Raw genomic sequence first — 12,778 nt, 5'->3', positions numbered from 1 at the left:
TACGGGGTTCTGAACCAAAAACGGTGGGGCCTTGCAACAAGGCCCCACCGACCGACGTACAGCGAGCGGGCAGCCGGAGCCGCCCGCACACGACTTGCGTCCCGGCGACCGCCTCAGCGGTCGTCGTTCTGCTCGCCGAGCTGCTCCTTGAGCAGATCGCCGAGGGCAGTGGTCCCGGCAGTGCCGGTGGGCCGGGCGTGATCCTGCACCAGCCGCTGCTCCTCCACCTGGTCCTTCGCTTTGATGGACAGGTTGGCCATGCGGTTGCGGCGGTCGACGCCCACAAACTTGGCCTCGATCTCCTCGCCCTCCTTGAGGACCGTCCGGGCATCCTCGACCCGGTCGCGGGAGATATCGGAGGCGCGCACGTAGCCCTCCATGCCGCCTTCCAGCGTCACGGTGGCGCCCTTGGCCTCGACGTCCTTCACGGTGCCCTTGACCAGGGAGCCCTTGGGATGGTCCGCCAGCCAGGAACCGAAGGGGTCCTGCTCGAGCTGCTTGATGCCCAGGGAGATGCGCTCGCGCTCGGGGTCCACCGACAGCACCACGGCCTCGACTTCCTCACCCTTGCGGTAGTTGCGCACCGCCTCCTCGCCGGCCTCGCCCCAGGAGAGGTCGGACAGGTGCACCAGGCCGTCGATACCGCCATCCAGCCCGACAAAGATGCCAAAGTCGGTGATGGACTTGATCTGGCCGGTGACCCGGTCGCCCTTCTGGTGGGTGGCGGCGAACTCGTCCCACGGGTTGGGCAGGCACTGCTTCATGCCCAGGGAGATACGGCGGCGCTCCTCGTCGATGTCGAGGATCATGACCTCGACCTCGTCGCCGATGGAGACCATCTTCGCCGGGTTGACGTTCTTGTTGGTCCAGTCCATCTCGGAGACGTGGACCAGGCCCTCGACGCCCTCTTCGATCTCGACGAACGCGCCGTACTCGGTGATGTTGGTCACACGGCCCGGCACGCGCGCACCCTCGGGGTAGCGGCCGCCGATGTTCTCCCACGGATCGGCACCCAGCTGCTTCAGGCCCAGGGAGACACGGTTGCGCTCGCGGTCGAACTTGAGCACCTTGACCTCGATCTCCTGACCGACCTCGACCACCTCGGAGGGGTTCTTGACCCGGCGCCAGGCCATGTCGGTGATGTGCAGCAGGCCGTCCATGCCGCCCAGGTCCACGAAGGCCCCGTAGTCGGTAAGGTTCTTGACGATGCCTTTGAGCACCTGACCTTCCTGCAGCTTCTCGAGGAGCTGCTCGCGCTCGGCGGAGTACTCCTCCTCCACCACGGCGCGGCGGGAGACCACGACGTTGTTACGGCGCGGATCGAGCTTGATGACCTTGAATTCCAGGTCGCGCCCTTCCAGATAGGTGGTGTCGCGCACCGGCCGGATGTCCACCAGGGAGCCGGGCAGGAAGGCGCGGATATGGCCCAGGTCGACGGTGAAACCGCCCTTGACCTTGCCGCTGATCTGGCCCTTGACGGCCTCGCTCTTCTCGTAGGCGTCTTCGAGGAACCGCCAGGCGTAGGCCCGCTTGGCCTTCTCGCGGGAGAGACGCGTCTCGCCGGAGCCGTCCTCGACGGCGTCCAGGGAGACCTCGACCTCGTCCCCCTCCGCTACTTCGAGGTTGCCCTCCTCGTCGTAGAATTGGGAGGCAGGGATCACCGCCTCGGACTTCAACCCGGCGTTGACCACCACGTGATCACCGTCGATGGCCACCACCTTGCCCATGACGATTGCGCCGGGGCGCATATCGGTGTTGGCAAGGCTTTCCTCAAACAGTTCTGCAAAGCTTTCGGTCATTGCTCGATGTGTCCCGGACCGCGTACGGACCGTTCGGTTGTCTGAAAACCATGAAAGGCCTGGCTGCCCGGTCCATTACCGGGGCTGACCACGCCTTCCCCCTTGTCTGTGCTGCTGGATACTACCCTTTTTCGCCGGCCAGGTACGCCTTTACCCGCGCCAGCACCTGCCCTGTCACCTCGTCCACGGGCACCCCCGTGGTGTCCAGTTCCAGGGCACCCCTGGAGGGTCGCAGGGGGGCCGCGCTGCGCTGGGCATCGCGCCGGTCCCGCTCGGCGATCTCCTCCGAAAGACTCGCAAGCGTAACACTCACCCCCTGCTCCTTCAACTGCTTGTAGCGCCGGCGGGCGCGCTCCTCCGCGCTGGCGGTCAGGAAGATCTTCACCGGGGCGTCAGGGAAGACCACCGTGCCCATATCGCGGCCGTCCGCCACCAGCCCCGGGGGTTGCCGGAAGGCCCGCTGGCGCTCCAGCAACGCCTCACGTACAGCGGGGATGGCCGCCACCCGGGAGGCGGCATCACCCACCTGTTCGGTGCGGATCTGCCAGGTCACGTCCTCGCCGGCAAGCAGGATGTGGGGTTCGCCCCGTTCGTCCTGACGAAACTCCGCGGGCAGATCCCGCGCCAGCGCCGCCAGCGCGCCCTCATCGTCCAGCGGCACATCCTGCCGGCAGGCGTGGAGGGCGGCCAGGCGGTAGAGGGCGCCGCTGTCCAGCAGGTGCCAGCCCAGTTGCTCCGCCACCGCCCGGGCGATGGTCCCCTTGCCGGACCCTGAGGGCCCATCCAGCGTCAACACCGGGATGTTGCTGTCAGCCTGTCCGGTCATGGTGAATCGCTCCTTTGCTGGGCACGTCCCTCTGCGTCGCCCCGGGTCAGTGCCACCCCTGCGTCACCGGCCAGCTCGACGAACCCGGGGAACGAGGTGTTCACATTGGCGCAGTCCTCGATCTCGATCGGCTCACGGGCCCGGGTGGCGGCCATGGTGAAGGCCATGGCGATACGGTGATCCCCGTGGCTGTGCACCCGCCCCCCGCCCCAATCCGGCTGACCGACGATGCGCATACCGTCGGGTTGCGGCTCGGCGGTAACCCCCAGGGTGGTCAAGCCCTCGGCCATCACCGCGATCCGGTCGCTCTCCTTGACCCGCAGCTCCTCGGCCCCGGTCAGCAGCGTCTCACCCTCGGCGCAGGCGGCGGCGACAAAGAGCACCGGGAATTCATCGATGGCGAGCGGTACCAGCGCCTCGGGGATGGCAACCCCCTTCAGGGGGGCACTGCGCACCCGCAGGTCGGCCACCGGCTCGCCCCCCACTTCCCGCTCGTTCTGCACCTGGATATCGGCCCCCATCAGGCGGAGGATGTCGACCACCCCGGTGCGGGTCGGGTTCATGCCCACGTGCTCCAGGGTGATATCGGAGCCCTCGGCGATGCTCGCACCGACCAGAAAAAAGGCCGCCGAGGAGATGTCCGCCGGCACATCGATCTCGCCGCCGCGCAGCCGCCCTCCGCCCTCGATGCAGACCCGGCGGCCCTCCTGCCGCACCGGGTAGCCGAACCCGGCCAGCATGCGCTCGGTGTGATCGCGGGTGGGCGCCGGCTCGGTGACACAGGTACGCCCCCGGGCGTACAGGCCGGCCAGCAGCAGCGCGGATTTGACCTGAGCGCTGGCCACCGGCAGCTCGTAGTCGATGCCGTGCAGGGGTTGCCCGCCACGCACCGTCAGCGGCGCCGTGCCGCCCTGGCCGCTCTCGATCACCGCCCCCATGGCGGTGAGCGGGTCGATCACCCGGCGCATGGGCCGGCGGGACAGGGAGGCATCGCCGGTGAGGGTGGTATCGAAGGACTGCCCGGCCAGCAGCCCGCAGAGCAGGCGCATGGAGGTGCCGGAGTTGCCCAGGTCCAGCGGCCCGTCCGGCGCCCGCAGCCCGTGCAGACCGACCCCCTGCACCGTCACCCGGCCCTGGTGGGGCCCGTCGATGTCCACCCCCATGGCACGGAAGGTGCGCAGCGTGGCCAGGGCATCGGCACCCTCCAGAAAGCCGCTGATGCGGGTCTCGCCCTCGGCCAGGGCGCCGAGCATGATGGCGCGATGAGAGATGGATTTATCGCCCGGGACGCGGAGCCGCCCCCGCAGCGCCCCGCCGGGTCGCACATGAAATTCCACAGCTTTCTCCAGTGCCTAGTGTTTGTCTTCCAGTAACGCCAGGAATTGCTCGCGGCGCTCCTTGGCATGACGGAAGATGGCCTCCAGGGCCGCCCCGTCCCCCTGCTCGACCAGCGCCGTGAGATGCGCCAGGTCAGCGGTGTAGTAACGCAACGCCCGCGCCAATGCCTCGCGGTTGGCAAGGCAGATGTCCCGCCACATCACCGGGTCGGAGGAGGCGATGCGGGTGAAGTCGCGGAATCCGCCGGCCGCGTATTCAAAGATCTCATGCTCGCCCTCCCAGCGGGAGAGGGTATCCACTAGGCCAAAGGCCAGGGCGTGCGGTAGGTGCGAGGTAGCGGCCAGCACGTCGTCGTGGTGGGCGGCCGACATACAGGTCACCCGGGCGCCCACCGCCTCCCACATGCGGCGGGTCCGCGCCACCGCCCAGTCGGCGCTCTCCGGCACCGGGGTGAGGATGACCCGGCGCTGGTTGTAGAGCCGGGCGAAGGAGGCCTCCACCCCACTTTTCTCCGTACCGGCAATGGGGTGACCGGGCACGAAACCGGCGGGCAGCTCGCCGAAGGCGGCCCGCGCGTCCTCGATGACTGAGCCTTTAGCGCTACCGCCGTCGGTTACCACCGCCTCCGGGGCGAGGTGGTCCCGGATCTGCTCGAAGACACCGCGCATGGCGCCCAGCGGCACGCAGACCACCACCATATCGGCGGCGGCCACCGCCCGCGCCGGGTCGGTGGTGTAGTGGTCCACCACCCCCAACTCCTCGGCACGCTGGAGGCTGTCGACGCTGCGGCCGCAACCGATCACCTGGTCCACGGCGCCGGCCTGGCGCAGAGCGCGGGCCAGCGAACCGCCGATCAGGCCGACGCCGATGATACAGAGCCGGTGGATTAACGGCCGCTTACTCATGCCGGGGCGCTGATCAGCCGCTCCAGGGTGTCGAGGAAGCGCCGGTTCTCCTCGGGCAGGCCGACCGATACCCGCAGGAAACCGGGCAGTTCGTAACCGCCCACCGGGCGCACGATGACCCCGGCCCGCAGCAACCCCTCGTTGACCGAGGCAGCGCCGCCGCCGACATCGAAACAGAGGAAGTTGCCGGCGGAGGGCAGGACGGTGAGCCCCAACTGGCGCAGCTCCGCCTCCATGAGCCGCAGTTGCTCGGTATTGAGGGCGATGGCGCGGGCCAGATGGGCCTCGTCGTCCAGCGCTGCCCCGGCCGCCGCCTGGGCCACGGCATTGCAGTTGAAGGGCTGGCGGACGCGGTTGAGCAGCTCCGCCACCGGCGGGCTGCTGAGCGCGTAGCCCACCCGCAACCCGGCCAGCCCGTAGCACTTGGAGAAGGTCCGGGTGACCACCAGGTTGGGGAACTCATCCAGCCAGCGGCTGGCGTCGGGCAGGCCGGCGAGATCCCGGGCGTACTCGAAATAGGCCTCGTCCACCACCACCAGCACGTCGCCCGGGACCTGCTCGATGAAGGCGCGCAGCGCATCCTCCCCGACCCAGGTACCGGTTGGGTTGTTGGGGTTGGCGATGAAGACCACCCGGGTGCGCCCGCTGATCAGCCGCTGCATGGCGGCCAGATCGTGCCCGTAGGGTTGGTCGCTGTCGGCGCCGTGCGCGGGCGCCACCCGGGCCACCGCCCCGGCCGCCTGGGTGACAATGGGGTAGACGGCGAAGGCGTGGCGGGAGAACACCGCCTCGCGCTCCGGGCCCAGGAAGGCCTGGGCGATCAGCGCGAGGACGTCGTTGGAGCCATTACCCAGGGTGATGCGCTCCGCCCCGACGCCATGCCGCGCAGCCAGCCGTGCCTTCAGCTCGAAGGCGTTGCCGTCCGGATAGCGGTGCACCTCGGCGGCGGCCTCGCGGGCGGCGGTCAGGGCCTGCGGCGAGGGCCCCAGCGGGCTCTCGTTGGAGGCCAGCTTGATGATGTCGGTCACGCCGTATTCGCGGCGCAGTTCCGCGATGGGCTTGCCCGGCTCATAGGGGGCCAGGGCCTGGACACCGGGGACCGCCCGTCGGGCCCAGTCGACTTCGCTCATGCTCATGGCATTGTCCTCACAATCCGGACGGCGTTACAGCGCTCGCGGGTACGAGCCCAGGACGCGGCACAGGCTGGCCTGTTCGCGGATCTCGGCCAACGCCTGGCGGACGGGTTCGTCCTCCACGTGACCCAACAGGTCCACGAAGAACACATACTCCCAGACGCCCTGCGGCGCGGGCCGGGATTCGATCCGGGTCATGTTCACTCCATTCCTGGCTAATGGTTCCAGCAGCCGGTAAAGGCCACCCGGCTGGTTGGCCCGGCTGATCACCAAGGAGGTCTTGTCGTCACCGCTGGGTGGTGGAGACTCCGGCCCCACCACCAGAAAGCGGGTGGTGTTGCCCGGCTCGTCCTCGATGTGGGTGGCAAGCACCGGCAAGTCGTAGAGCTCGCAGGCCGCCTCACTGGCGATGGCCGCCGCACCCCGTTCGGCCGCCGCCAGCCGCGCCGCCTCGGCGGTGCTGGTGACCGGCACCCGTTCCACGCCCGGCAGATGGGTATCGACCCAGGCCCGGCACTGGGCCAGTCCCTGCTGGTGGGAGTAGATACGCCGGATGGCGTTCCAGTCCTGCTCGCGGCTGGCCAGGGCGTGGTGGATGGGTAACTGCACCTCGCCGACGATCTGCAGCGGCGAGTTGAGAAAGCGGTCCACCGTGTGGGTGACCACCCCCTCGGTGGAGTTCTCCACCGGCACCACCCCGTAGTGGGCGGCACCGGACTCCACCTCACGAAAGACCGCGGCGATAGTGCTCAGCGGTGCCGTGCCCATGGCGTGGCCGAAGTGCTTGAGTGCCGCCTCCTGGGTATAGGTGCCTTCGGGCCCCAGGAAGGCCACCTGCAAGGGCAGCTGGATGGCCAGGCAGGCGGACATGATCTCGCGGAACAGCCGGGTCACCGCCTCCTCGCCCAGCGGGCCGGGGTTGGACTGGCGGACCCGGCGCAGCACCTGCGCCTCGCGCTCGGGGCGGTAGAAATCGTTGCTGTGCCCGGCCTCACGCTTGACCCGGGCCACCTCTTCGGCCATCCGGGCGCGCTCGCTGATTAGCCGCAGGATCTCGTCGTCCAGGGCGTCGATGCGCGCACGCACGGCCTGCAGCGCGGCCTGATCGTCGGGGGAGGTCTGTTCGTCACTCATGCTCGCCAACGCCTCACTCGATGACCCGAACCCGCAACACGCCCTCCACCTCGGCAATGGCCTGCACTACCGACTCGGGGATGGCGCCCTCCACGTCCACCACGGTGTAGGCCAGCTCCTCGTGAGACTTGTTGTACATATCGTCAATGTTCAACCCCGCCTCCGCCAGCGCGGTGGAGATCCGCCCCAGCATGTTGGGCACGTTGGCATTCACCACGCAGAGCCGGTTGCCCTTGCCCCCCCGCGGCATCACCACCTCGGGGAAGTTGACCGCGTTGCGGATATTGCCCGTCTCCAGGTACTCGCGGAGCTGATCCGCCACCATGACGGCGCAGTTCTCCTGCGACTCCACCGTGGAGGCACCCAGGTGGGGCAAGGCGATGACGTTGCCCCGCCCCTTCAGGGCATTGCTGGGGAAGTCACAGATATAGGCACGCAGATGGTCGCGGTCCAACGCCTCCAGGATGGCCTGCTCGTCCACCACCTCGGAACGCGCGAAGTTGAGCACCGTCAGCCCCGGGTGGGCCGCGGCCAGGCGGCTACCATTGATCAGCCCACGGGTGGCCTCATTCAGCGGGGCGTGAATGGTCACCACATCGGCCCGGCTCATCAGTTCATCGACGCTATGGGCCTGTTCCACCTGACTGGAGAGCTGCCAGGCCCGGTGCACGGTGATCTGCGGGTCGTAGCCGACAACCTTCATGCCCAGGGCCATAGCCGCGTTGGCCACCTCCACCCCGATGGCACCCAGGCCGATCACGCCCAGGGTGCGCCCCGGCAGCTCAAAGCCGGTGAAGCGCTTTTTGCCCGCCTCCACCTCGGCGTTGATCTGCTGGTCGCTCCCCTCCAGGGCGCGGGCAAAGTCCCAGGCCTGGCAGATGTTGCGGGCGGCCAGGAACAGCCCGGCGATGGTCAACTCCTTCACTGCGTTGGCGTTGGCGCCCGGGGCGTTGAACACCGGGACGCCCCGCCGGCTCATGGCCTCCACCGGGATGTTGTTGACCCCGGCGCCGGCACGGCCCACCGCCAACACGGTATCCGCCACCTCGCTCTCCTGTAGCTTGTGGGAGCGCAGCATGATGGCGTCCGGGTGGGCGATGTCGGAGGAGGTCTCGAAGTGATCCCGCGGGAAGCGCTCCAGCCCTTTGACCGAGATGTTGTTAAAGGTGAGGATCCGGAACATGACTCACCTCCTCAGGCGTTGCGCTGTTCGAAGTCGCGCATGAAGTCGATGAGCTTGTCCACCCCGGCCTCGGGCATGGCGTTGTAGATGCTGGCGCGCATGCCGCCCACCGAGCGGTGGCCCTTGAGGGTGGTCAGGCCCTGGCGCTTGGCCTCTTCCAGGAAGGTGGCGTCCAGCGCCGGCTTGGCCAGCACGAAGGGCACGTTCATCCAGGACCGGCAGTCCGGGTCCACCGGGTTGCTGTAGAAGTCCGAGTCATCGATGGCGCGGTAGAGCTTCTCCGCCTTGCGCCGGTTGATCTCGGCCATGCCCTCCAGGCCGCCCTGGCGCTTGAGCCACTGGAACACCAGGCCGGCCAGGTAGAGCCCATAAGTGGGCGGGGTGTTGAGCATGGAGTCGGCCTCCGCCTGCTTGGCGAAGTCCCAGACCATGGGCGTGTCGGCACGGGCCTCGCCGATCAAATCCTCGCGGACAATGACCACGGTAATGCCGGCTGGCCCGATGTTCTTCTGCGCGCCGGCGTAGATGAGCCCGAACCGGGAGACGTCCACCGGGCGGGAGAGGATGGTGGAGGACATGTCCGCCACCAGTGGGGTTTCACCCACCTCCGGCACCTGGTGGAACTCCACCCCGCTGATGGTCTCGTTGGGGGTGTAGTGCAGGTAGGCGGCGTCGTCCGAGAGCTGCCAGGCGCTGCGCGGCGGGATGCTCATGAACTGGCTGGCCTCACCGCTGGCGGCGACGTTGACCTGGCAATACTTGCCCGCCTCGGCGATCGCCTTCTTGGACCAGGCCCCGGTGTTGACGTAATCCGCCCGCGTCCGGCCCCGCAGGAGATTGAGCGGAACTGCGGAGAACATGCCCGTGGCCCCGCCCTGGAGAAACAGCACCTTGTAATTGTCGGGGATGTTCATCAGCTCCCGCAGGTCGGCCTCGGCGCGCTCGGCGATGCTGACGAACTCCTTGCCGCGGTGGCTCATCTCCATCACGCACATGCCGGAGCCCTGCCAGTCGAGCATCTCGTCCCTGGCCTGACGCAGAACCTCCTCCGGCAGCATGGCCGGACCGGCACTGAAGTTGTACACACGGGACATTCGGCGTTCTCCTGTTTACTCTGGATTGTCTATGCCCCCGGCGGCGGCGCCCCGCCGGGGGGCACCGGGCTCAGGCGGGATCGGGCGGCCCGGACCCGTCGTCCGCCGCCGCGCCGGCCTCATCATCATCGTCGTCGTCGCCCAGGGCCTCGATCCGCTCCAGACCCACCAGGGTCTCATCCTCATCCAGACTGATGAGCTTGACGCCCTGGGTGTTGCGCGACAGGCGCGAGATATCGGCCACGGGGGTCCGCACCAGGGTGCCGTGACGGGTGATAAGCATGATCTCGTCCTCATCCGCCACCTGCACCGCACCTACTACCTCGCCATTGCGATCGCTGGTCTGGATGCAGATCACCCCCATCCCGCCGCGACCGCGCCGCGGGTATTCCTCCACCGGGGTCCGCTTGCCGTAGCCATTGGCGGTGGCCGAGAGGATATCGCCGTCGTCCAGGATCAGCAGCGCGATCACCCGCTGCCCCGGCTCCAGCCGGATGCCACGGACGCCGGCGGCGGTGCGGCCCATGGCCCGCACCTGGCTCTCCTCGAAGCGGATGGCCTTGCCGGCGTCGGACACCAGCATGACGTCGCGGCTGCCATCGGTGATGGCCACATCCACCAGCCAGTCGTCGGCGCGCAGGTCCAGGGCAATAATGCCGTTGCTGCGCGGACGGGAGAAGTGCGACAGCGGGGTCTTCTTGACCGTGCCGTTGTGGGTGGCCATGAAGACGAAGTGGGCGTCATCAAACTCCTGCACCGGCAGCACGGCGTTGATGCGCTCGTCCGGCTCCAACGGCAGCAGATTGACGATGGGCTTGCCACGGCTCTGGCGGCTGCCCTGGGGCAGCTCGTAGACCTTCAACCAGTAGCACTTGCCGTGGCTGGAGAAGCAGAGCAGCGTGTCGTGGGTATTGGCCACGAACAGCTTGTCGACGAAATCCGCGTCCTTCATGGCGGTGGCGCTCTTGCCCCGGCCGCCGCGGCGCTGGGCGCGGTAGCTGTCCAGCGGCTGCGACTTGGCGTACCCGCTGTGGGAGAGCGTGACCACCACATCCTGCGGGGTGATGAGGTCCTCCAGGGTGAGGTCCAGCGCCTGGGGGATGATCTCGGAGCGCCGCTCGTCGCCATACTGCTCGCGGATGGCCACCAGTTCCTCGCGGATGACCTCCATCAGCCGCTCGCCGCTCTCCAGGATGTGGATCAGCTCGCCGATCTGCTCGAGCAGGCCACGGTACTCCTCCAGGATCTTCTCCTGCTCCAGACCGGTCAGCCGGTGCAGGCGCAGCTCAAGGATGGCCTGGGCCTGAGCGGCGCTGAGCCGGTAGCCGTCCTCGCCCAGACCGACGTCGGGGCTGAGGTCGTCGGGGGTGGTGGCGTCGGCGCGCTCCAGCATGTCGGTGACCATGCCCGGCGCCCACACCCGGGACATGAGCGCCGTCTTGGCCTCCGCCGGCCCGGGTGAGGCCTTGATCAGGGCAATCACCGGATCGATGTTGGCCAGGGCCACCGCCAGGCCCTCCAGCACGTGGGCCCGGTTGCGCGCCTTGCGCAGCTCGAAGATGGTCCGCCGGGTCACCACCTCCCGGCGGTGGCGGACGAAGGCGTCGAGGATTTGGCGCAGGTTCAACAGCTTGGGCTGGCCGTCCACCAGCGCCACCATGTTGATCCCAAACACCGTCTGCAGTTGGGTGTGCTGGTAGAGGTTGTTGAGCACCACCTCGCCCACTTCGCCCCGGCGCAGCTCGATCACCACGCGGATGCCGTCCTTGTCGGACTCATCGCGCAGCTCGGTGATCCCCTCGACGCGCTTTTCCTTGACCAGCTCGGCGATCTTTTCCAGCAGCCGCGCCTTGTTCACCTGGTAGGGCAGCTCGCTGACGATGATGCGCGCCTTGCCCGACTTGTCATCCTCTTCGATTCGGGCGCGGGCCCGCATCACCATGCGACCACGCCCGGTCCGGTAGGCCTCGTGGATGCCGGCGGTGCCGTTGATAATGCCGGCGGTGGGCAGGTCGGGCCCCGGCAGGTATTGCATGAGCGCGTCCACATCCAGCGAGTCGTCGTCGATCAGCGCCACACAGGCGTCGATGACCTCGCGGATGTTGTGTGGCGGAATGTTGGTGGCCATGCCCACGGCGATGCCGGAGCCGCCGTTGACCAGCAGGTTGGGCACCCGGGTGGGCAGCACCGTCGGCTCGCTCTCGGAGCCGTCGTAGTTGTCCAGGTAGTCGACGGTCTCCTTCTCGATGTCCGCCAGCAGCTCATGGGCCAGCCTGGACATCCGCACCTCGGTGTACCGCATGGCAGCGGCCGCGTCGCCGTCGATGGAGCCGAAGTTGCCCTGCCCGTCCACCAGCATGTAGCGCATGGCGAAAGGCTGGGCCATGCGCACGATGGTGTCGTAGACCGCGGAGTCGCCGTGGGGGTGGTACTTACCGATAACATCACCGACCACGCGGGCGGACTTCTTGTACGACTTGTTCCAGTCGTTGCCCAGCTCACGCATGGCGTAGAGCACGCGCCGGTGCACCGGTTTGAGGCCATCACGGACATCCGGCAGGGCCCGACCCACGATCACGCTCATGGCGTAATCGAGGTAGGACTGCCGCATCTCGTCTTCCAGGTTTACGGGCAATATCTCTCTAGCGACGCTCGCCATCCGGGATCTCGACTCGCTGCAAAAACGATCTGAGACGCACGACGACGCGCCCCGCCCCGCACCGGGACCGGGGCGCGCCGGGCGCCCGCGTAAAGGCGGTCATTCTAGCACAGGAGCGGGGTGCGCCTGCGCTGGCTGGTGGGGTTAGTCGTCGCCCTGGCGGTAGGCCCGCTTGACCACGATATCCTCCACCGGGACGTCCTGGTGCATACCCCGGTTGCCGGTGCGCACTTGGGCGATCTTGTCGACCACCTCCATGCCCTCGGCCACCCGGGCGAAGACGGCGTAACCGAAGTCGCGGGTACCGTGGTCGAGAAAGGCGTTGTCGGCCAGGTTGATGAAGAACTGGGAGGTGGCGCTGTCTTTCTGCTGGGTCCGGGCCATCGACAGCGTGCCGCGTTCGTTCCGCAGGCCGTTATCGGCCTCGTTCTTGATCGGGGCACGGGTCTCCTTCTGCCGGAACTCCTCGTCGAAACCGCCACCCTGCACCACGAAACCGGGGATAACCCGGTGGAAGATGGTGCCGTCGTAGAACCCGTCATCCACGTACTGCAGGAAATTCTCAACGGTGATGGGGGCCTCGTCCGGAAAGAGTTCCAGGGTGAGGTTGCCGTGGCTGGTCTCGAATACAACCATGGGGGTCTCCATTTGCGCGTGCTGGCTGTCCTGATCATCCCGTTCACCGCCGACGGCCTTGGCGCCGACGA

The 12,778-nt window shown here is 67.9% G+C and carries 10 protein-coding genes; all 10 read right to left on the bottom strand.

The genetic code is table 11. From position 1 onward, the window contains the following. Positions 1–113: 113 nt before the first annotated feature. Positions 114–1,799 (bottom strand): 30S ribosomal protein S1, encoded by a 1,686-nt coding sequence (rpsA, locus tag MLG_RS04795; RefSeq protein ID WP_011628680.1) that lies wholly within the window; start codon positions 1,797–1,799, stop codon positions 114–116. Positions 1,800–1,920: 121 nt separating this feature from the next. After that, positions 1,921–2,625, bottom strand: coding sequence for a (d)CMP kinase (gene cmk, locus MLG_RS04790; protein ID WP_011628679.1), 705 nt, complete (start codon positions 2,623–2,625; stop codon positions 1,921–1,923). Further along, positions 2,622–3,962 (bottom strand): 3-phosphoshikimate 1-carboxyvinyltransferase, encoded by a 1,341-nt coding sequence (gene aroA, locus MLG_RS04785; protein ID WP_011628678.1) that lies wholly within the window; start codon positions 3,960–3,962, stop codon positions 2,622–2,624. Before aroA ends, cmk begins: the two co-directional genes overlap by 4 nt. A gap of 15 nt (positions 3,963–3,977) precedes the next feature. Further along, positions 3,978–4,868, bottom strand: a complete 891-nt coding sequence (locus MLG_RS04780; RefSeq protein WP_011628677.1) for a prephenate dehydrogenase/arogenate dehydrogenase family protein — start codon at positions 4,866–4,868, stop codon at positions 3,978–3,980. Beyond that, entirely contained in the window at positions 4,865–6,004 is a 1,140-nt protein-coding gene (hisC, locus tag MLG_RS04775) for a histidinol-phosphate transaminase (RefSeq protein ID WP_011628676.1), read from the bottom strand. The genes MLG_RS04780 and hisC overlap by 4 nt, the downstream gene beginning before the upstream one ends. A 27-nt stretch (positions 6,005–6,031) precedes the next feature. Then, entirely contained in the window at positions 6,032–7,135 is a 1,104-nt protein-coding gene (pheA, locus tag MLG_RS04770; protein WP_011628675.1) for a prephenate dehydratase, read from the bottom strand. Positions 7,136–7,148: 13 nt separating this feature from the next. Then, positions 7,149–8,318 (bottom strand): phosphoglycerate dehydrogenase, encoded by a 1,170-nt coding sequence (locus MLG_RS04765; protein WP_011628674.1) that lies wholly within the window; start codon positions 8,316–8,318, stop codon positions 7,149–7,151. A gap of 11 nt (positions 8,319–8,329) precedes the next feature. Then, positions 8,330–9,412, bottom strand: a complete 1,083-nt coding sequence (gene serC / locus MLG_RS04760) for a 3-phosphoserine/phosphohydroxythreonine transaminase (protein ID WP_011628673.1) — start codon at positions 9,410–9,412, stop codon at positions 8,330–8,332. Positions 9,413–9,482: 70 nt separating this feature from the next. Then, entirely contained in the window at positions 9,483–12,071 is a 2,589-nt protein-coding gene (gene gyrA / locus MLG_RS04755) for a DNA gyrase subunit A (protein ID WP_011628672.1), read from the bottom strand. Positions 12,072–12,215: 144 nt separating this feature from the next. Next, positions 12,216–12,719, bottom strand: a complete 504-nt coding sequence (locus MLG_RS04750; RefSeq protein WP_156774707.1) for a peptidylprolyl isomerase — start codon at positions 12,717–12,719, stop codon at positions 12,216–12,218. Between the last annotated feature and the right edge of the window lie 59 nt (positions 12,720–12,778).

Source organism: Alkalilimnicola ehrlichii MLHE-1 (assembly GCF_000014785.1).
GTDB lineage: Bacteria > Pseudomonadota > Gammaproteobacteria > Nitrococcales > Halorhodospiraceae > Alkalilimnicola > Alkalilimnicola ehrlichii.
This window is presented reverse-complemented; position numbering and strand designations above follow the sequence as displayed.